Annotated in this window: 21 protein-coding genes and 1 pseudogene; 4 read left to right on the top strand and 18 right to left on the bottom strand. The window is 76.5% G+C overall.

All coding sequences use genetic code 11. The features are described 5' to 3' along the window. Positions 1–58 precede the first annotated feature (58 nt). Positions 59–1,195: an Mrp/NBP35 family ATP-binding protein gene (locus ACQPX6_RS24160; RefSeq protein WP_433783051.1), complete on the top strand. Its 1,137-nt coding sequence runs from the start codon at positions 59–61 to the stop codon at positions 1,193–1,195. A 10-nt stretch (positions 1,196–1,205) separates the two neighbouring features. On the opposite strand, the gene ACQPX6_RS24165 is transcribed toward ACQPX6_RS24160, so the two are convergent. The 3 genes from ACQPX6_RS24165 to ACQPX6_RS24175 form a co-directional block, all read right to left on the bottom strand. After that, complete coding sequence (locus ACQPX6_RS24165; protein ID WP_433783053.1) at positions 1,206–1,466, bottom strand: hypothetical protein; 261 nt, start codon at positions 1,464–1,466, stop codon at positions 1,206–1,208. Between the two features lie 124 nt (positions 1,467–1,590). After that, complete coding sequence (rsgA, locus tag ACQPX6_RS24170) at positions 1,591–2,640, bottom strand: ribosome small subunit-dependent GTPase A (RefSeq protein ID WP_433783054.1); 1,050 nt, start codon at positions 2,638–2,640, stop codon at positions 1,591–1,593. 195 nt (positions 2,641–2,835) lie between these two features. Next, positions 2,836–3,708 carry a dioxygenase family protein gene (locus ACQPX6_RS24175; protein ID WP_433783055.1) on the bottom strand — a complete coding sequence of 291 codons (873 nt, stop codon included), beginning with the start codon at positions 3,706–3,708 and terminating at the stop codon, positions 2,836–2,838. 71 nt (positions 3,709–3,779) lie between these two features. Between ACQPX6_RS24175 and ACQPX6_RS24180 the strand changes: the two genes are divergently transcribed. Next, the gene (locus ACQPX6_RS24180; RefSeq protein ID WP_433783057.1) at positions 3,780–4,295 is read left to right on the top strand and encodes a MarR family winged helix-turn-helix transcriptional regulator; all 516 of its coding nucleotides are present in this window, start codon (positions 3,780–3,782) and stop codon (positions 4,293–4,295) included. Here ACQPX6_RS24180 and ACQPX6_RS24185 read toward each other — a convergent pair. The 5 genes from ACQPX6_RS24185 to sigE form a co-directional block, all read right to left on the bottom strand. Next, positions 4,201–5,016 carry an adenylate/guanylate cyclase domain-containing protein gene (locus ACQPX6_RS24185; protein ID WP_433783059.1) on the bottom strand — a complete coding sequence of 272 codons (816 nt, stop codon included), beginning with the start codon at positions 5,014–5,016 and terminating at the stop codon, positions 4,201–4,203. The two genes, ACQPX6_RS24180 and ACQPX6_RS24185, sit on opposite strands and share 95 nt — an antisense overlap. 122 nt (positions 5,017–5,138) lie before the next feature. Next, positions 5,139–5,579 carry a Sec-independent protein translocase protein TatB gene (gene tatB, locus ACQPX6_RS24190; RefSeq protein WP_433783061.1) on the bottom strand — a complete coding sequence of 147 codons (441 nt, stop codon included), beginning with the start codon at positions 5,577–5,579 and terminating at the stop codon, positions 5,139–5,141. Between the two features lie 7 nt (positions 5,580–5,586). Then, positions 5,587–7,203: a S1C family serine protease gene (locus ACQPX6_RS24195; protein WP_433783062.1), complete on the bottom strand. Its 1,617-nt coding sequence runs from the start codon at positions 7,201–7,203 to the stop codon at positions 5,587–5,589. A gap of 173 nt (positions 7,204–7,376) precedes the next feature. Continuing rightward, a complete protein-coding gene (locus ACQPX6_RS24200) occupies positions 7,377–7,985 on the bottom strand; it encodes an anti-sigma factor family protein (protein WP_433783064.1) in 609 nt (202 codons plus the stop codon). Beyond that, on the bottom strand, positions 7,982–8,617 hold the full coding sequence (gene sigE, locus ACQPX6_RS24205; protein ID WP_433783066.1) for an RNA polymerase sigma factor SigE: 636 nt from the start codon (positions 8,615–8,617) through the stop codon (positions 7,982–7,984). Before sigE ends, ACQPX6_RS24200 begins: the two co-directional genes overlap by 4 nt. Before the next feature lie 205 nt (positions 8,618–8,822). Between sigE and ACQPX6_RS24210 the strand changes: the two genes are divergently transcribed. Continuing rightward, positions 8,823–9,599, top strand: a complete 777-nt coding sequence (locus ACQPX6_RS24210; RefSeq protein ID WP_433783067.1) for an O-methyltransferase — start codon at positions 8,823–8,825, stop codon at positions 9,597–9,599. 3 nt (positions 9,600–9,602) lie between these two features. Here ACQPX6_RS24210 and ACQPX6_RS24215 read toward each other — a convergent pair whose 3' ends face one another. The 9 genes and pseudogenes from ACQPX6_RS24215 to ACQPX6_RS24255 form a co-directional block, all read right to left on the bottom strand. Further along, positions 9,603–11,165 carry a leucyl aminopeptidase family protein gene (locus tag ACQPX6_RS24215; protein ID WP_433788347.1) on the bottom strand — a complete coding sequence of 521 codons (1,563 nt, stop codon included), beginning with the start codon at positions 11,163–11,165 and terminating at the stop codon, positions 9,603–9,605. Beyond that, complete coding sequence (locus ACQPX6_RS24220; RefSeq protein ID WP_133827309.1) at positions 11,162–11,329, bottom strand: DUF3117 domain-containing protein; 168 nt, start codon at positions 11,327–11,329, stop codon at positions 11,162–11,164. The genes ACQPX6_RS24215 and ACQPX6_RS24220 overlap by 4 nt, the downstream gene beginning before the upstream one ends. Positions 11,330–11,478: 149 nt before the next feature. After that, a complete protein-coding gene (locus tag ACQPX6_RS24225; protein ID WP_433783068.1) occupies positions 11,479–12,078 on the bottom strand; it encodes a DNA-3-methyladenine glycosylase I in 600 nt (199 codons plus the stop codon). Positions 12,079–12,085: 7 nt separating this feature from the next. Continuing rightward, on the bottom strand, positions 12,086–12,550 hold the full coding sequence (locus ACQPX6_RS24230) for an SRPBCC family protein (RefSeq protein WP_433783069.1): 465 nt from the start codon (positions 12,548–12,550) through the stop codon (positions 12,086–12,088). A 198-nt stretch (positions 12,551–12,748) separates the two neighbouring features. After that, positions 12,749–13,063, bottom strand: a pseudogene (locus tag ACQPX6_RS24235) (DivIVA domain-containing protein); the annotation flags it as partial. A gap of 26 nt (positions 13,064–13,089) precedes the next feature. Further along, positions 13,090–14,037, bottom strand: coding sequence for a glucosyl-3-phosphoglycerate synthase (locus tag ACQPX6_RS24240; RefSeq protein WP_433783070.1), 948 nt, complete (start codon positions 14,035–14,037; stop codon positions 13,090–13,092). A 63-nt stretch (positions 14,038–14,100) separates the two neighbouring features. Next, entirely contained in the window at positions 14,101–14,961 is an 861-nt protein-coding gene (gene folP / locus ACQPX6_RS24245; protein WP_433783072.1) for a dihydropteroate synthase, read from the bottom strand. Next, on the bottom strand, positions 14,961–15,518 hold the full coding sequence (locus tag ACQPX6_RS24250) for a TIGR00730 family Rossman fold protein (RefSeq protein WP_433783073.1): 558 nt from the start codon (positions 15,516–15,518) through the stop codon (positions 14,961–14,963). Before ACQPX6_RS24250 ends, folP begins: the two co-directional genes overlap by 1 nt. Continuing rightward, a complete protein-coding gene (locus ACQPX6_RS24255; protein WP_433783075.1) occupies positions 15,515–16,351 on the bottom strand; it encodes a TIGR00730 family Rossman fold protein in 837 nt (278 codons plus the stop codon). Before ACQPX6_RS24255 ends, ACQPX6_RS24250 begins: the two co-directional genes overlap by 4 nt. 129 nt (positions 16,352–16,480) lie before the next feature. On the opposite strand from ACQPX6_RS24255, the gene wrbA reads away from it, so the two are divergent. Further along, positions 16,481–17,113 (top strand): NAD(P)H:quinone oxidoreductase, encoded by a 633-nt coding sequence (gene wrbA / locus ACQPX6_RS24260; RefSeq protein ID WP_433783077.1) that lies wholly within the window; start codon positions 16,481–16,483, stop codon positions 17,111–17,113. Positions 17,114–17,204: 91 nt separating this feature from the next. Here wrbA and dapE read toward each other — a convergent pair whose 3' ends face one another. Further along, positions 17,205–18,284, bottom strand: a complete 1,080-nt coding sequence (dapE, locus tag ACQPX6_RS24265; protein ID WP_433783079.1) for a succinyl-diaminopimelate desuccinylase — start codon at positions 18,282–18,284, stop codon at positions 17,205–17,207. Positions 18,285–18,344: the final 60 nt, after the last annotated feature.

The raw sequence follows: 18,344 nt of genomic DNA on the forward strand, positions 1-18,344 counted from the left end.
CGGTCTCCGCGTGGGCTTCCCCGGGACCGCCGTCCGCCGAGACATCGAGAAGGGTCCGATGGCCGCAGCACCGTCCGTCGACGCGATCCGGGCCGCCCTGGCCGGCGTCGAGGATCCCGAGATCCACAAGCCCATCACCGAGCTGGGCATGGTCAAGGACATCAACGTCCTCGACCACGGCAAGGTCGAGGTCGGCGTCTACCTGACCGTGGCCGGCTGCCCGATGAAGGAGACCATCACCTCCCGCGTCACCACCGCGGTGTCGGCGGTCTCCGGCGTCACGTCCGTCCTCGTCGACCTCGACGTCATGAACGACGAGCAGCGCCGCGAGCTGCGCAAGACGGTGCGCGGTGACGCCGACGAGCCGGTCATCCCGTTCGCCCAGCCCGGCTCGCTGACGCGCGTCTACGCCGTCGCGTCGGGCAAGGGCGGCGTCGGCAAGTCGTCGGTGACGGTCAACCTGGCCGCCGCGATGGCCGACCGCGGGCTGTCCGTCGGCGTGGTCGACGCCGACATCTACGGCCACTCGGTGCCGCGCATGCTCGGCACGGACGACCGGCCCACCAAGGTCGACGACATGATCATGCCGCCGCAGGCGCACGGCGTGAAGCTGATCTCGATCGGGATGTTCACCCCGGGCAACACCCCGGTGGTGTGGCGCGGGCCGATGCTCCACCGCGCGCTGCAGCAGTTCCTCGCCGACGTGTTCTGGGGCGACCTCGACATCCTGCTGCTCGACCTGCCCCCGGGCACGGGCGACATCGCGATCTCGGTGGCGCAGCTGATCCCCAGCGCCGAGCTGCTCGTGGTCACCACGCCGCAGCAGGCCGCGGCCGAGGTCGCCGAGCGCGCCGGGGCCATCTCGCTGCAGACCCGCCAGCGCCTGGCCGGTGTCATCGAGAACATGTCGTGGATGGACATGCCCGACGGCTCCCGCATGGACCTGTTCGGCACCGGCGGCGGCCAGCGGGTCGCCGACTCGCTGGCTCGCTCCGTCGGGGGCTCGGTGCCGCTGCTCGGCCAGATCCCGATCGACACCCGCCTGCGCGAGGGCGGTGACGCGGGCGTCCCGCTCGTGCTCACCCAGCCCGAGTCGCCGGCCGGCGCGGCCCTGCGCGCGGTCGCCGAGAAGCTCTCGGTGCGCTCGCGCGGCCTCGCGGGGATGTCGCTGAACATCTCCCCCGCGGGCCGCTGAGCCTGCGCGTCTAGTCGGGCCCGAGGAACTGCGGGTCGCCGGCGGGCGACGGTCCGCCGGCGGCCTGGTCCGGCAGCGGCCCGTCGTCGGCGGCCGCCCGGGCGACCTCGGGGTCGTCCTCGACGGCCGGGGCGACGTCGTCGCCGCCCGGCTCCGCCTCGAACGCCGCGATCTCCTCGCGGTCGGCCGGGGGCGTCGCCCGGTCGCCGGGCTCGCCCTCGTCGCTGCCGGTGTCCATGCCGCTGGTCAGGGCGGTGTCGTCGCCGCTCATCGGCGCTCCTCTCCTCGTGGAGCGACGCGGATACCCGCTCGGCGAGCGCCGGATCGGGGGAAGCGAAGGCGTCCCTCGCTGCGCGGGACGCAGCCGAGGCGTCCTTCGCTCCCCGCGAGGTGCCTCAGCGGTGCCCCCGCGCCCGGTACGCGGCGCGCTGGTTCTTGGTGATCGTCTTCCACTGCCCGCGACGCTCGGCCGCGAGCCGGGCGTCGGTGCGGGCGGCCGCCCACTCGTCCTCGCGCAGGAGCTTGCGGTAGGCCTCCCACCGCCGCGCGGGCAGCTGACCAGCCGTCACGGCCTCGCGCACCGCGCACCCGGGCTCGCGCTCGTGGGCGCAGTCCGCGAACCGGCACCCGTCCGCGAGCGCGACGACGTCGGCGAAGGCGCGGTCGATCCCCTCGGCCGCGTCGTGCAGGCCGACCGCGCGCAGCCCCGGGGTGTCGACCAGGACCCCGCCACCGCGCAACGGCACCAGCTCCCGGTGCACGGTCGTGTGGCGGCCCTTGCCGTCGCTCGCGCGGACCTCCCCGACGGCCATCACCGCCTCGCCGAGCAGGGCGTTGGCCAGCGTGGACTTGCCGGCTCCCGAGGGTCCGACGAGCACCGTGGTGCCCCGCGCCGCGGCGGCCACCTCGGCGAGGCCGTCGCCGGTGACGGCGCTGACGGGCAGGACGTCGACGCCCGGCGCGGCGATGGCCACGTCGGCGAGGGCGGCGAGGAGCACGTCGCCGTCGGCCCGGTCGATCTTGGTCAGGACGACGACGGGCACCGCCCCGCTCTCCCACGCCAGGGCGAGCAGCCGTTCGAGGCGGCCAGGGCGCAGATCCGCCTCGAGCGCGACGGCGACGAGCACCGTGTCGACGTTGGCGGCCAGCACCTGGCCCTCGGAGCGACCCGAGGCGACGGCGCGGGTGAGGGCGGTGCGGCGGGGCAGGAGCGCGGTGACGCGGGCGTCCGGGTCGAGGACGACCCAGTCGCCCACGGCCGGAGGCGTGTCACGGCCGGGGGCGGCGCGCACCCGGCCCTGCTCGGTGAGGACGTCGACGCGGCCGCGGTCGACGCGGGCGACGCGGCCGGGCAGGCGGCCGGCGTCGAGGTGCGGGAGCGCGAGCTGCGCCCAGGAGCCGTCCCAGCCGTAGGTGGACAGGACAGGAGAGAGAACGGAAGACACCGGAGGGGGACCCTTCGAGGAGAGAGGTCCCTGGCGCGCGTCACCGCGACGACGGGCCGGTGAGCGTCACCAGGGGGTGACGGCGACGGCGCCTGCATGGCGCCCGAACCGGGCGGCCACGGCATCTCCTCGATCAGGATGAACCAGGTACGGCGACCAGCATGACGCGCGGGCGCGGCCCGCACCAGCGGTATTTCAGGCCACCTGCAGCGAGCGCCGCGACAGGCCCCACATGTGCCCGTCGATGGCCGTGGTCACCGGGCCCTCGGGGTCGGTCGCCGCGCCGAGGGTGACGAACAGCGGCACGAAGTGCTCGGCGGTCGGGTGCGCGTACGGCATGCCCGGGGCCTGGTGGAAGCGGGACAGGGTCTCGAGGTCGCCGTGGTCGAGTGCCTCGGCGGCCCAGGCATCGAAGTCGCCCGTCCAGCCCGGGGTGGTCTGGCCGGCGAGCATCGCGCGGGTCAGGAACGGGAGCCCGTGGGTCATGAACCCGGAGCCGACGACGAGCACGCCCTCGGCGCGCAGCTCGCGCAGCCGGGCGCCGACGGCGAGCAGGCGCTCGGGGTCCTCGGTGGGCAGGCTCATCTGCAGGACGGGCACGTCGCCCAGGGGGTACATGACCTTGAGCGGGACCCAGGCGCCGTGGTCGAGTCCGCGGCGGGTGAGGTGCGGCGACGCGCCGTCGGGCAGCACCGCGGCGACGCGCGCGGCCAGCGCCGACGCGTCGGGCGTCGCGTAGGTCATGCGGGAGAAGCGCTCGGCGAAGCCGCCGAAGTCGTACACCAGCGGGGTGCCCGGCTCCGGGCTCGAGAGCGCCAGCGGCGCGGACTCCCAGTGCGCCGAGACGATGAGGATCGCGCGCGGGGTCGGCAGCCGGTCGGCCCACGCCCCGAGGCGCGCCATCCAGTCGGCGTCGTCGAACAGCGGCGGCGCGCCGTGGCTGACGTAGAGCGCGGGCAGCGGCCCGTCCTCCGGGGTCCAGGGCGCGCGGCGGGCGGCGCGCTCCCGCGCGGCGGGCTCGAAGGCGTCGAAGGCCGCGCCGGGGTGGGCGGTGGCGAACGGGTCCATGGTGTCTCCCTTGATGCTTCAACCACGAACCGTACGCGACAAGGGTTGAAGCATCAAGTAAAGTGGACGCCATGGACGAGGGGCCCTGGCTGGACCACGACGAGCAGCGGGCGTGGCGGCGCACCGCGGCGGTGATGACGCTGCTGCCCGCGGCACTGGACGCCCAGCTCCAGCGCGACGCCGGGCTGACCCAGTTCTCCTACCTCGTGCTGGCCATGCTCTCGGAGGAGCCGGGGCGCACGCTACCGATGAGCTCGCTCGCCGCCACGGTGAACTCGTCGCTCTCCCGGCTCTCGCACGTGGTGGCCCGGCTCGAGCAGCAGGGCTGGGTGCGCCGCGAGCCGTCGCCCGAGAGCGGGCGCGTCACCGTCGCGCGCCTGACCGACGCGGGCCTGGAGAAGGTCGTGGCGACCGCACCCGGCCACGCCGCGGAGGTCCGCCGCCTGATCTTCGACGCGCTGGACGACGAGGGCGTCGCCTCGCTGGCCTGCGTCACGGCCGCGATCCTCGGGCGGCTGGATCCCGCGGGTGGACTGCGGGCGAATCCCCTGCGTCACGAGACGGGTGATCGACCCGCCACGGGGTGATGTCCGGCGGCACGCCCTTGGTCCGCGCGCACGGCCGGGCGTGCACCGGGAAGCGGCCGCCGAGCCGGTCGCGCGTCGTGCTCGACACGCACACCTCGCCCGGTCCGGCGATGTCGGTGATCCGGGCGGCGATGTTGACGTCGCGCCCGTAGTAGTCGCCGCCGAGCTGCTGGGGCCGGCCGACGTGCACGCCCGCCCGCAGGTGCAGGCGGTGCCCGTCCACCTCGAGCTGCTCGACGGCGTCGCGGGCCGCGAGGGCCACCTCGACGGCGTCCTCGGCGCTCGGGAGCACAGCCATCAGCCCGTCGCCGAGGCGCTTGACGACGCGCCCGCGCCGGCGCACGAGCGGCTCCACCTCGGCGCCCACCCGCCGCAGCGCACGCACGGCGACGTCGTCGCCGACCTCGAGCGTCCAGTCGGAGAAGCCGGCGAGGTCGGTGAACAGCACCGCGAGGTGCTCGTCGCTCTGCTGCTCGTCGACCCCGGCGTGCGCCTGCCACACCTGCAGCGCGGTCAGCCCGACCTCGCGCAGCACGCTGGGGCGGGTCGCCGCCAGCGGCGCGAGCTGGGCGGCGAGGCGCCCGACGGCGTCGTCGCCGGTCGAGAGCGGGTCGCCGTACGCCGCGTCGCCGGGCAGCCGTGACCGGGCCCACTCGAGCGCGGCGAGCAGGCGCGGGTCGCTGTCGACGCGGTGCGCCGCGAGCAGGAGGCTGCGGCGCACGGGATCTCCCTGTCGCCCGAGCACGTTACCGACGGTATCGGCTATCTCGCCGTGGCCCGGGGTCCCGCGCGACTTCGTGAGCAGGGGCACGGGGACGCAACCCGGCCCCGCGTCCCGGCGCGTCAGGTCGCGTCGGGGTCGAGCGGGGCGATCTCGCCGGGGCCGAGCGGGCGCCGGTCGGCGGCCGGGCGCGGGGCCGTCGGGGTGGCCGGCGCGGGCACCGGGTCGGACGCCGCGGGCAGCGGGGCCGCGGGCGTGCCCGGGGTGGGCGACCCGCTCCAGGTGCCGTCCGCGGGCGGGTCGGTGAACAGGTGCTGGCGCACGGCGCGGCGGGGGTCGAGGTCGCGCACCGACCGCAGGTCCTCCAGCGGCTTGCGCAGCTCGTCGAACTCGGGGCCGAGCTCGTTGCGCAGCTGGTCGCGGGCGCCGGTGGCGTAGTCGCGGATCGTCCGCACGGTGCTCGCGACCCAGGCCGCGGCCGCGGGGAGGCGCTCGGGCCCGAGCACGAACAGCCCGACGAGGAGCAGGACGAGGAGCTCGGGCCAGCCGATGTTGTCGAACACGGCGCCCCTAGAGGGTGACCTGCAGCGTCAGCGGGCGGCCCTGCCGCACGACGCCGAGGGTGATCACCGAGCCCGGGAGGTGGTCGCGCACGGCGACCACGAGCTCGTCGGCCGAGGCGATCGCACGGTCGTCGACGCGCAGGACCACGTCGCCCTCCAGCAGCCCGGCGTTCGACGCGGGCCCGCCCTGGCGCACGTTGAGCACCTGGGCGCCGTCGGCGTTGCCGTCGGTCACCGACTTGGCGTTCACCCCGAGGTCGCTGTGGGTGTAGCCGCCGGTGCGGATGATCGACTCGGCGATGACGCGGACGTCGTCGATCGGGATGGCGAAGCCGAGGCCGATCGAGCCGCCCTCGCCGCCGCCCAGCGTGCGGATGGCGGTGTTGATGCCCACGACGGCGCCGGTGGTGTCGACCAGCGCGCCCCCGGAGTTGCCCGGGTTGATCGCCGCGTCGGTCTGGATCGCGTCGATGACGGGGTTGGCCTCGGCCGACTCGGCGTCGAGGCGCACCGGGCGGTCGATCGAGCTGACGATGCCCTCGGTGACCGTGCCGGCCAGGCCCAGCGGCGAGCCGATCGCGATGACGCCGTCGCCCGCGCGCAGATCCGACGAGCGCCCGAGCTGGGCGACGACGGGGTTGGCGAGGTCGACCTTGACCACGGCGACGTCGGTCTGCGGGTCGCGGCCGACCACGCGGGCGGGGGCGCGCAGCCCGGAGGCGAAGACCGCCTCGAGCGTCGCGCGGGGGTCGGTGGCCGCCAGCTCGACGACGTGGTTGTTGGTGACGATGTAGCCGTCGGGGCTGAGCACGACGCCCGAGCCGGTGCCGCCGCTGGTGCCGGCCTGCAGCTCGAGGGACACGACGGCCGGCGTGACCCGCCCGGCGATGTCGGCCACGGAGCCCGGCGGGCGCTCGCGGCCGGCGGCCACCGGGGTCAGCGTGGCGCCCGGGTCGACGAGGCTGTCGGCGCCGCCGGCGACCGCCCAGCCGACGACGCCACCGACCCCGCCCAGCACCAGCGCGACCACGGCGAGCAGGGCCAGCGCGGTGGGCTGCACGCGCCGGCCGAGCAGCAGCTCGCGCGCGGAGAGGCGGGGACCGACGGGCGGGGTGCTGGTGCGCGGCGCCGACTCGCCCAGCGCGGGACCGCCGAGCTCGGCGCCGGCGTCGGGGTCGCGCCAGGGGTCGGCGGTCGCGCCGTCGCCGGCCCAGGAGTCGGCGGGGGCGTCGTCGTCGACCGCGGGCCGGTCGGGCCGCTGCAGCGACGTGCCCGTGCCGGCCGGGGGCCGCCCGAACGCCGCCGCCAGCGCGGGGGCCGGAGTGTCGCCGCAGCCCGGGCGGGACGTGCGCACCGTGTCGCCCGCGCGCCCACCGAACGCGCCCTGCACGCCCGAGGGCCGGCCGAACACCGCGGCCAGCTCGTGCTCGCCGCCGTGGCCGTTGGGGTGGCCGTTGCCGTGCCCGTTGGCGTGGCCGTTGTCGTGGCCGTTGTCGTGGCGCTGCCCGCTGCCGTGGCCGTTCGTGGCGCGGGCGTCGTGGCCGTTGGTCGCGTGCCCGTTCGTCGCGTGCCCGGGGGTGGGCTCGTCGCGCGGGGCGTCGGCGTCACCCGCGTCCCGGGTCACCGGCCCCCTGGTCGGGCCGCCCCGCGGATCCGTCGGCCCCGTCATCGCGTCCCCCGGACGGAGGTGGGCAGGCTCGTGGTGCTCATCGCCCCTCCACCGTAGAGCCTCGCGGCCGGGCCCGCGTCGACACGGTCACAGCCTGCGACCGGCGGGGTGAAGGAGCCGTCAGCCCGTCACGGAGCGCCGGGGCCGCGCAGCCCCGGGCCGGTGCGGGCCGTGTCGGTGACGCCGGCGGTGAGGTCGGCCGGGGCCGTCGTGGTGGGCCGGACGGCCGCACCCGCGGGGAGCCCGGAGCCGGTGCCGTCGGCCACCACGGCCGGGCCGGTGAACGCGACCAGCGCGGCGGCGCCGACGACCACGCCGGACCCGACCGCGACGGGCAGGCCGAACGCCCGCCGCCGGCCGCGACGGGCCCGTGCGGGGGCGGCGTCGGCCGCGATCTCGCCACCGTCGACCGGGACCACCAGCGAACCGTCCGGGCCGACGGACAGGCCCGCGGGCGCCGACGGCAGCGACGCCGCGTCGGGGATGGAGCGCAGGGCGCGGAGCAGCGCACTCGGCACGGCGGGGCACTCGGCGGACTGCACGCGACGGCGCGCCTGGCGCTGCGCGGCGACCTCGCCGGCGCAGCTCAGGCACCGGTCGACGTGTGCGGCGGCGCGGTGGGCGGGGCCGGGCGGGAGCTCGTCGTCGACGAAGGCGACGACGGCGTCGAGCGCGAGGTGGCCCGCCTCGGTGAACCGCCGCGTCCAGCCCGAGCCCCCGGGGCTCCCGGAGATCATGCCGGGCTCCCGGTGCGTGTCGACCCCAGGCGCTCGGCCGCCCGGGACTCGAGCGCGGAGCGCAGGGCCTGGCGCCCGCGGTGGATGCGACTCCTCACGGTCCCCAGTTTGACACCCAGCGTCGCCGCGATCTCCTCGTACGACAGTCCTTCCACGTCACAGAGCACGACGGCGGCGCGGAACTCGGGCGCGAGCGCGTCGAGGGCGGCCTGCAGGTCGGGGTCGAGGTGGGCGTCGGACCACACCTGCTCGGGGTCGGGGCCGCCGCCGGGCAGGCGGTCGGTGTCCTCGGGCAGGCCCTCCATCCGCAGGCGGGCGCGGCGCCGGACCATGTCGAGGAAGAGGTTGGTGGTGATGCGGTGCAGCCAGCCCTCGAACGTGCCGGGCTTGTAGCCCGCGAGCGAGCGGAAGACGCGGATGAACGTCTCCTGCGTCAGGTCCTCGGCGTCGTGGGCGTCGCCGGTGAGGCGGAACGCGAGGCGGTAGACGCGGTCGGCGTGCTGGCGCACGACGTCGTCCCATGTGGGCGGGAGGAACGGGGCGTCCCCGTCGGCGACCTCGGCGAGCTCCGGCCGGTCGAGCACCGCGGTGGCACCGGGGAGCGCGGCGGCGGGGGCAGAGCGGTCGGCCATCGGGGTGCGGCTCCTCGGTCGTCCTCGCGCCGGTCGGGGGGCCCGGCGTCGTGGCTCCACCCTGGCGGGTGGGGATGTCACGGAGGTGAGGTCGCGCTGAGAGACGCCTGAGTTTCCGGGCGCAGGGGTGTGACCCCCGACCGGGTGCGTCGACGGGGCGGCGCGGCACGCCGGTCCCGGCGCGCCGACGATCTAGCCTGCGTCGATGGCGACGGGACGCCCGGGTGGGCCCGGGGGGCGCGGCGGGACCGTGCGCGGCACGCCCCGTGCCCTGCGCGCGGTGCGTCGCGCCGGGGAGCAGGCCGCCGACGCCGCAGCCGACCCGGCGTCGGACGCGCCGGCCGGCCCGGACGCCCGCGCCGCGAGCCGGCTCGTCGACCGCGCCGCGGCCTTCGTCGTGGAGGACGAGGTGCTCGCCGGGCTGCGCGAGCGCTCGGCCGCCCAGGGCGTGGTGCCCGTCGCCCCGGCCACGGCCGCCGCCCTGACCTTCCTCGCGGCGTCCACGCGGGCGCGCGCCGTCGTCGAGATCGGCACCGGGCTGGGCCTGGGCACCGTCGCCCTGCTGCGCGGGATGCCGGCCGACGGCCTGCTGACCAGCATCGACACCGACGGGGCGCGCCAGGCACAGGCCCGCGCGACGTGCGTGGAGGCGGGGTTCGGGGCCGGGCGCGTCCGGATGATCACCGGCTCGTCGCGCCAGGTACTGCCCAAGCTCTCCGACGCCGGGTACGACCTCGTCGTGGTCGACGGCGCCACCACCGACTTCCCCCGGGACCTCGAGGCCTCGCTGCGGCTGCTGCGCCCCGGCGGGGTCGTGGTGCTCGACGACGTCCTGTGGCAGGGCCGGGTGGCCGACCCCGTGCGCCGCGAGGCCGTCGCCGGGGCGCTGCGGGAGACGGTGCGCGCGGTGCGCGAGGACGAGCGCCTCGTGCCGCTGCTGCTGCCCGTGGCCGACGGGCTGCTCTGCGCGGCCCGCCGCTGAGGCTCAGCCCCGCGCGGCGCAGAACTCCACGAGCGTGCGCGTCGCGAAGCCCGTGGCGCCCTTGGCGACCTCCTCGTGCGGGCCGTCGCAGCGCGCCGGCCCCGCGATGTCGAGGTGGAGCCACGGCCGCCCGGCGGTGAAGCGGCGCAGGAACAGCGCGGCGGCGATGCCGCCGGGCCCGCCGGGGATCTGGCGCACGTCGGCGATCGCCGAGTCGACGTCGGGATCGAGGTCGGCGGTCAGCGGCATCGGCCACCACGTCTCCCCCGTCGCCGCGCCGGCCTCGACGAGCGCGGTGCGCAGGGTGGGCGAGCTGGCGAAGACCCCGCCGGTGCGCACGCCGAGGGCGACCTTCATCGCCCCGGTGAGCGTGGCGACGTCGACCACGACGTCGGGCGCGAGCTCGTCGAGGGCGTAGGCGATCGCGTCCGCGAGCACCATGCGCCCCTCGGCGTCGGTGTTGGTGACCTCGGTGGTGGTGCCGCCGCGGTGCCGCACGACGTCGCCGGGGCGGTAGGCCGACCCCGAGACGTGGTTCTCGGCGAGCGGCACGAGCCCGGTGACGCGCACCGGGACCCGCAGCCGCGCGAGGGCGCGCAGCGCACCGACGACCGCCGCGCCGCCGGAGCAGTCGGTGCGCATGTCGGCCATGCCGGCGTTCGGCTTGATCGAGATGCCGCCGGTGTCGAACGTGATGCCCTTGCCCACCAGCACGACGTGCTCGCCCGTGGCGTCCGGCGGCGACCAGGTCAGCTCCATCAACCGCGGCGGGCGCGACGAGCCGCCCCCGACCGCCAGGACCCCGCCGAAGCCCTGCTCGGCGAGCCAGGCCTCGTCGCGGACGGTCACGCCGAGGTCCTCGGCGTCGGCGAGGAGCTCGGTGGCGGTGGTGGCGAACCAGTCGGGCGACTTGGTGCCCGAGGGCGTGTCGGCGAGGTCGCGGGCGCGGGCGGTGGCGGCGGCGAGCTCGACGGCCCGGTCGACGGCGTCGCGGTGCTCGGCGGGGACGTCGAGGTGCACCCGCAGCGCCGGCCGGGTGTCGGACCGCACGATGAAGCGGTGCGAGCCCAGGACGACGCCGAGAGCGAGCGCCGCCCAGTCGGTGGCCGTGTCCGGGGCGTCGGTGGGCCGGTCGGGGCGCAGGACGGCGACGCGGGGGTCGCTCTCGCGCAGCGCCGCGGCGGGGACGTCGCGCAGGGCCCGGACGGCGGCGGCGCCGGCGGCGCGCCAGTCGCGCTCGCGGCCCTCGCCGACGCCGACGATCCACCCCGCGGGCGGCGGCCCGGTCAGCGCGGTGACGGCGCCGGCGGAGGGCTTCCACCCGGGTGGGGCGCCGTCGACGACCTCCTCGGGCGCGGGGTCGTCAATATCGGTGTCGTTGTCGGTGTCGGTCGCCTGGTCGCGACGACGCCACCGCAGCTCGGCGGCACCGTCGGGCCCCTCGGACCCGGTGGTGACCAGCTCGGCGAGCGGGGTGGGCAGCGCGGGCGCGGCGAAGGGCGGCGCGCCCCCGTCCGCCTCCGGGCCGACGGGGGCGCCGCGGCCGCCGCGTGTCGGGGTGCTCAGCCGACCACGCCCTGCAGTGCCTCCCGCAGGTCGCCCGCCTCGTCCGCGGTCATCTCGACGACGAGGCGCCCCCCACCTTCGAGCGGCACGCGCATCACGATGCCGCGCCCCTCCTTGGTGACCTCGAGGGGACCGTCGCCGGTCCGGGGCTTCATGGCCGCCATGTCGTGCTCCCTCCGCGAGCTGCGTCGTCCCCGCCCCCGTCACCCGCACGGGGGTCCGGGGAGCGAGCGCCGTGTGACAGGCGACGATTCTTCACCATGCGCCCGACGGGCACGACACCGGAGCGATCATCCGGGCGTGTCCGCCCCGGTCAGGGGCGCTCGGGCGCCCCGGTGGCCACCGCGCGAAAGCACCCCGCGACGTGGTCGTCGACCATCCCGGTCGCCTGCATGAGCGCGTAGCACGTGGTCGGGCCGACGAACCGGAACCCGCGGGCGCGCAGCGCCTTGGCCATCGCGGCGGACTCCGGGGTCGTGGCCGGGACGACGTCGCCCGTCGGCGGCGCCGTGCGGGGCGGCGGCGCGAACGACCACAGCAGCGTGTCCAGGTCCTCGCCACGCTCGGCGAGGGCCAGCACGGCGCGTGCGTTGGCGATCGTCGCCTCGATCTTGGCGCGGTTGCGGACGATGCCGGCGTCGGTGAGCAGGCGCGCGACGTCGTCGTCGCCGAACGCGGCCACCGCCTCCGGGTCGAACCCGGCGAAGGCGGCGCGGAACGCGGGGCGCTTGCGCAGCACGATCAGCCACGACAGCCCCGACTGGAACGCCTCGAGGCTGATCCGCTCGAACAGGGCGTCCCGCCCGCGCAACTCCCGGCCCCACTCGGCGTCGTGGTACTCCGCGAGCAGGCCCTCCCCCGCGCCCCAGGGGCAGCGGCCGACGCCGTCAGCGCCGACGACGGCCGCGGTCACGCCGAGGTCACCGGGCGCTCCGCTCGCAGCGGCGGGCCAGCTCGTCGAGCGAGCGCTGCACGCCCCAGGCGAAGGCGGGCTTGACCAGCGGCCAGCCCAGCGCCCCGAGCACGCCGAGCGGGAGGTCGAGCTGCTCGCCCCACACGAACGTCGAGGCCTCGCGGCCGTCCGGGGTGCGGCGCTCGACGACGCTGAACACGCCGCTGCCCCGCACGACGCGGCCGGTGTGGCGGACGGTGGCGCGGTGCGGCGGGTCCCAGCCGACGATCTCCATGGTGTCGGTGACGCCCAGCGGCCCGGCGCCCGTGGTCGCGGCCAGCTCGGAGCCGATGCTCGTGCCGTCGCCCTTCGTCACCCGCACCCGGGTGCCGAGCATCCACTCGCCCTGCGACTCCCAGTCGGTGACCTCGGCCCACACCGTCTCGACCGGTGCGTCGACGTCGACCGACACCGTGATCTCCCGCCGGGCCATGCCGGCCTCCCTGCTCCCGCGTGTCCCCGTGGCTCAGCGCCGCGGGCCGTCGACGCCGGTCATTCCCCGCCCCGGAGCCGGCGAAGCGCCGGACGACGCGCTCCGGGCCTGCTCGGCGCGCACGGTCGGGTCGGTGGGGGCCGGGTCGTCGACCTCGCGCGCGGCGTGGCCGTTGGCCCGTGACGCCGGGGTGGACTCGGCGGCGGGCTCAGGGGCGGGCTCGGGGGCGGCGCCCTCCATCGCCTCGACGCGGGCGCGCAGGGCGTCGACCTCGGCGGCGAGGCGCTCGAGGGCCCAGTCGACCTCGCTGCACTTGTAGCCGCGCAGCGCCTGCTGGAAGCGCAGGTCGCGGACGTCGCCGCCGGTGAGGTCGCGGGCGGGCAGCCGCGTGGGCGTCGCGCCCGGCGGCATGGGGGCGAGCTCCTCGCCGCGACCGAAGACGAAGGCCGCCACCAGGTAGACCGCGGCGGCCACGAGGCCGACCACGATGACGTACACCAGCGCGCTGCCCATGGGGTCCGATCGTAGGTGGTGCCGGGTCAGGGTCCGGTGGCCCGCAGGGTGGCCAGGGGCGGGCGGTCGCTCGTCGCCACCTCCTGCTCGTCGGGCAGCCAGTCGCCGTCGACGGGCACGAACTGGGTCAGCGCGTCGCTGCCGGGGTGCCCGGGCACGCAGCGGCGCAGCACGGCGTCGAGGACCTCGGCGGCGGTCGCGCCCAGGGCGCGCAGGCCGCGGTGGCGGTGCTTGCGCACGCCGAGGTCGACCTGGGCGATCGCGTCGAGCCCGCGCTCGCGGTGGGTGTCGATCAGCAGGCCGATCTCGACGCCGTAGCCGGCGGCGAAGGGCAGCGACTCGAGCAGCTCGCGGGTGCCGGCGTACTCGCCACCGAGGGGCTGGACGACACCGGAGAGCTCGGGGCACAGGGCGGCGAGCGCGGGCCGGGCAGTGAGCTCGGTGACCCGGCCGCCGCCGGTGAGGGTGGCGTCGTCCTCGGCCATCCCAGAAGACGGAAGCCGCAGGGGCCGGTGGTAGAAGCCCTTGACCAGGGCCACGCCGTCGACGGTGAGCAAGGGCCCGAGCAGGTTGACGACGAAGCCGGGCCCGAGGTCGACGAGGTCGGAGTCGAGGAACACGACGAGATCGCCGGACGAGGCGGCGAGCGAGCGCCACAGCACCTCGCCCTTGCCCGGGCGCACCGGGACCTCGGGCAGCACGGCGTCGCGGGGCACCACCCGCGCGCCGGCCCGCCGGGCGCGCTCGGCGGTGGCGTCGGTGGAGCCCGAGTCGACGACGACGAGCTCGTCGACGAGCGTGCCCAGCAGCGGGCGCACGGCGTCGACGACCCCGCCGACCGTGGCCTCCTCGTCGAGCGCGGGCAGCACGACCGAGACGGTGCGCCCGCGCTTGGCGGCCACGAGGTCGTCGGCGCTCCACGGCGGGCGGACCCACGTCCGCCGCGCGAACCAGTCCTCGGTCGCCGCCCTCACTCGGCGCTCCGCACTCGTGAGCGCTTGTCCGCGCCAGGGCGCGGACAAGCGCTCACGAGGCCGCTAGGCCAGAGCACGGACGGTCCTGACCGGGGCGCGGTCGCCGCGGATCGCCGACACCATGTCGACGACCCGGCGGGTGGCGGCCACCTCGTGCGCCCGGAACATCCGCGCACCCGCCCGGGCGGCCACCGCCGTCGCGGCGAGCGTGCCCTCGAGGCGCTCGGTGACCTCGGTGGTGCCGAGGGTCTCGCCGATGAAGTCCTTGTTCGACAGCGCCATGAGCACCGGGCGCCCGAGCGCGACGAGCTCGTCGAGACGGCGCAGCAGCTCGAGGCCGTGGAACGTGTTCTTGCCGAAGTCGTGGGTCGGGTCGACGAGGATCCGCGCCGGGTCGACGCCCGCGCGCTCGTGGGCCTCGGCCTGCCGCGTGACCTCCGCGATGACGTCGGCGACCACGTCGGCGTAGCGCACGCGGTGCGGGCGGGTGCGGGGCACCGCTCCCCCGGTGTGCGAGCAGACGATGCCCACCCCGAACTCGGCGGCGACCTCGCCGAGGTGCGGGTCCACGCCGGCCCAGGTGTCGTTGATCAGGTCCACGCCCGCCGCGCACACCTCGCGCGCGACCTCGCTGCGCCACGTGTCGACGCTGATCGCGACGTCCGGGTGCCGCGCGCGCACGGCCTCGACGGTGGGCAGCACCCGGCGCAGCTCCTCGGCCGCGTCCACCCCGGGCCCGGGCCCGGCCTTGACCCCGCCGACGTCGATGACGTCCGCGCCATCGGCCACGGCCCGGTCCACCGCCTCCAGCGCGGCGGCGGGGTCCCACGCGGCGCCGCGGTCGTAGAACGAGTCGGGCGTGCGGTTGACGATCGCCATCACCGCGATGCGCCCGTCGGCGGGCAGCAGCGGGCGCGCCGGCATCACCGCGGTCCCGGCGCGGACGTCGTCGCCGGGGCCAGCGCGTCGAGGGCCTCGTCGACCGTCTCGACGCGCACCACGCCGGACATGCCGCGGTCGGTGACGAAGCCGGTGGGGCGCAGGCCGTCGAGCCAGGCGAACAGCGGGTCGTAGTGGCCGTCGGGGTCGAGCACGACCACCGGCTTGTCGTGCATCCCGAGGGCGTGCGAGGTCCACGCCTCGAACAGCTCCTCGAGCGTGCCCAGCCCGCCCGGCAGCGCGAGCACCCCGTCGCTGCGCTCGTCCATCTCGCGCTTGCGGGTGCGCATGTCGGCGACGACGACCAGCTCGTCGGCGTCGTCGTCGGCGACCTCCTCGGCCACCAGCGCCTCGGGGATGACCCCCACCGTGTGCGCCCCGCCCGCGCGGGCGGCCCGGGCGACGGCGCCCATCATCGACACCCGTCCGCCGCCGGAGACGAGCGACCAGCCGCGGGCGGCGATCGCCGTCCCCACCGCCGCGGCGAGGTCGATCGCCGCGTCGGGCACCGGGCCGGACGCGCAGAAGACGCAGATCCTCACGAGCCCACGGCTTCCCGGAAGCCCTCCTCGACGATCGCGAGGACCTCGTCGATGTCGTCGGTCAGGTGGATGAGGTCGACGTCGCTGCGGCTGATCGTGCCCGCCGAGACGGCCGGGCCCGCGAGCCACTCGACGAGCCCGCCCCAGTACTCGGTGCCCAGCAGCACGACGGGGAAGCGGGTGACCTTGCCGGTCTGGACGAGCACGAGGGCCTCGAACAGCTCGTCGAGCGTGCCGAACCCGCCGGGCAGGCAGACGAACGCCTGCGCGTACTTCACGAACATCGTCTTGCGGGCGAAGAAGTAGCGGAAGCCCACGCCGAGGTCGACCCACGGGTTGAGCCCCTGCTCGAACGGCAGCTCGATGCCCAGGCCCACCGACAGGCCGCCGGCCTCGGACGCCCCGCGGTTCGCGGCCTCCATCACCCCCGGCCCGCCGCCGGTGATGACGGCGTAGCCCGCGCGCGCCAGGGCCCCGCCGAGCGCGACGCCGCGCTCGTACTCGGGGTGGTCGACCGGCGTGCGCGCCGAGCCGAACACCGTCACCGCGCGGGGGATCTCGGCGAGCACGCTGAAGCCCTCGACGAACTCGGCCTGGATGCGCTGCAGGCGCCAGGCGTCGGAGTGCACCCAGTCGGCGGGGCCGCGCGAGTCCAGCAGGCGCTGGTCGGTGGTGGAGCTCAGGCGCGCCGGGTCGCGGTGTTGCGGGCGGCGCTTGTCGATCGTCGTGGGGCGGGGCGCGGTGGCGTCCCGGCCCGCCGGGTCGTCGTGGAGCAGGTCGTTCCTCGACGGCCCCGCACGGTCGAGCTCCGCTTCGCTCCGTCTCCCCGTCATGACCCCGAGCCTAGGAGCCCCACCCGAACGGGGCCCGGCCGTGGGGCGTCCACCGGGTGTTTGGGCACCGCGGGCCCGTGGGACCCGTTGGTTGAACCTGCAACAGAAGTCGGACGAGGAGGGCCACTCTTGGCCACGGTCACGCCCAAGGTCTCGATCATCTACTACAGCTCCACCGGCACGATCCACGCGCTGGCGCAGGAGTACGCGAAGGGCCTCGAGAACGCGGGCGCCGAGGTGCGCATCCGCAAGGTGCACGAGCTCGCGCCGCCGGAGGCCATCGCGTCCAACGAGGCCTGGCAGAAGCACGCCGAGGAGACGAAGGACGTCCCCGAGGCCACCGCCGACGACGTGCTGTGGGCCGACGCCGTGGTGTTCGGCACGCCGACCCGCTACGGCAACGTCACCGCGCAGCTCAAGCAGTTCATCGACACGCTCGGCCCGCAGTGGGCCCAGGGCCAGCTCGCCGACAAGGTCTACTCGGGGTTCACCTCGACCTCGACCCCGCACGGCGGCCAGGAGTCGACCCTGCTCGCGCTGTACAACACGTTCCACCACTTCGGTGGCATCACGGTGACGCCGGGCTACACCGACCCGATCCAGTTCACCACCGGGAACCCCTACGGCCCGTCGCACGTCGACGGCCAGGGCTCGATCCCGATCTCGGACGACACGCGCCACGCCACGCAGTACGCGGGCCAGCGCATCGCCACGATCACCCGCCAGCTCGTCGCCGGCCGCGCCGAGGTCGCCGCGGTCTAGGCCGTTCGCCAGGTCCGGGTTGTCAGCGGAGCGGCTCCGCAGACGTTGAGTGTCTGCGGCGCCGCTCCGCTGACGTTCCCCGTTGCCCCGGTCAGGCGCGGGTCAGGTACGCGCGCAGGACGTCGCAGGCCGCCGTGACGGCCTCGACGGGCACCGACTCCTCGCGGGTGTGGGCGAGGTTCGGGTCGCCGGGGCCGAAGTTCAGCGCCGGGATGCCGAGCGCCGCGAACCGGGACACGTCGGTCCAGCCGTACTTGGCCACCGGCGTGGTCCCGGTCGCCGCGACGAAGTCCGCCGCCGCCGGCTCGCCGAGCCCCGGCAGCGCCCCCGGCGACGCGTCGGTCTCGGTGAGGTCGAACCCCTCGAGCACCCCCGCCACGTGCGCGCGGGCGTCGTCGAGCGAGCGGTCGGGCGCGAAGCGGAAGTTGACGGTCACCTCGCACGCGTCGGGCACGACGTTGCCCGCGACGCCGCCGGCGATCCGCACCGCCTGCAGGCCCTCGCGGTAGCGGCAGCCGTCGATGTCCACCTCGCGCGCCTCGTAGGACGCCAGCCGCGCCAGCACCGGCGCCGCCGCGTGGATCGCGTTCTCCCCCAGCCACGACCGCGCCGAGTGCGCGCGCCGCCCGTGCGTGCGCACCACCACGCGCAGCGTGCCCTGGCACCCCGCCTCGACCTGGCCGGACGTCGGCTCGCCGAGCAGCGCGAGGTCGGCGTCGAGCCAGTCGCGGTGCTCGCGCTCGAGGCGCCCGAGCCCGTTGCGCGCCGCCTCGACCTCCTCGCAGTCGTAGAGCACCAGCGTCACGTCGTGCGCGGGTTCGGTGAGCGCCGCGGCGAGGTGGGTCATCACGGCGACGCCCGACTTCATGTCGCTGGTCCCGCAGCCGAACAGCGTGCCGCCCTCGCGCCGCGACGGGACGTTGTCGGCGATCGGCACGGTGTCGAGGTGCCCGGCCAGCAGCACCCGCCGCGCCCGGCCCAGCCGTGTGCGCGCGAGCACCGCGTCGCCGGAGCGCAGCAGCTCCAGGTGCGGCGCCTGGGCCGCCAGCGCGGCCGCCACGGCGTCGGCCAGCGCGGCCTCGTCGCCGGAGACGCTCGGCACGTCGACCAGGGCGGCGGTCAGCGACACCGGGTCGGCGAGCAGGTCGAGGGTCACGGGTGGGGCGCTCACGACCCGCGAGGCTAACCGGGGCGTTCGGTCGGTGACGTGCGGCGTCCGCCCGGGCCGCTA

It is taken from the genome of Actinomycetospora sp. CA-101289 (assembly GCF_050955895.1).
Lineage (GTDB): Bacteria > Actinomycetota > Actinomycetes > Mycobacteriales > Pseudonocardiaceae > Actinomycetospora.

Bases quoted from the DNA above. Each gene is read 5' to 3' on its own strand.
- ACQPX6_RS24160 (WP_433783051.1), top strand. From the start codon at position 59: ATGGCCGCAGCACCGTCCGTCGACGCGATCCGGGCCGCCCTGGCCGGC.
- ACQPX6_RS24165 (WP_433783053.1), bottom strand. From the start codon at position 1,466: ATGAGCGGCGACGACACCGCCCTGACCAGCGGCATGGACACCGGCAGC.
- ACQPX6_RS24175 (WP_433783055.1), bottom strand. From the start codon at position 3,708: ATGGACCCGTTCGCCACCGCCCACCCCGGCGCGGCCTTCGACGCCTTC.
- ACQPX6_RS24180 (WP_433783057.1), top strand. From the start codon at position 3,780: ATGGACGAGGGGCCCTGGCTGGACCACGACGAGCAGCGGGCGTGGCGG.
- ACQPX6_RS24200 (WP_433783064.1), bottom strand. From the start codon at position 7,985: ATGATCTCCGGGAGCCCCGGGGGCTCGGGCTGGACGCGGCGGTTCACC.
- sigE (WP_433783066.1), bottom strand. From the start codon at position 8,617: ATGGCCGACCGCTCTGCCCCCGCCGCCGCGCTCCCCGGTGCCACCGCG.
- ACQPX6_RS24210 (WP_433783067.1), top strand. From the start codon at position 8,823: ATGGCGACGGGACGCCCGGGTGGGCCCGGGGGGCGCGGCGGGACCGTG.
- ACQPX6_RS24220 (WP_133827309.1), bottom strand. From the start codon at position 11,329: ATGGCGGCCATGAAGCCCCGGACCGGCGACGGTCCCCTCGAGGTCACC.
- ACQPX6_RS24230 (WP_433783069.1), bottom strand. From the start codon at position 12,550: ATGGCCCGGCGGGAGATCACGGTGTCGGTCGACGTCGACGCACCGGTC.
- folP (WP_433783072.1), bottom strand. From the start codon at position 14,961: ATGCCGGCGCGCCCGCTGCTGCCCGCCGACGGGCGCATCGCGGTGATG.
- ACQPX6_RS24255 (WP_433783075.1), bottom strand. From the start codon at position 16,351: ATGACGGGGAGACGGAGCGAAGCGGAGCTCGACCGTGCGGGGCCGTCG.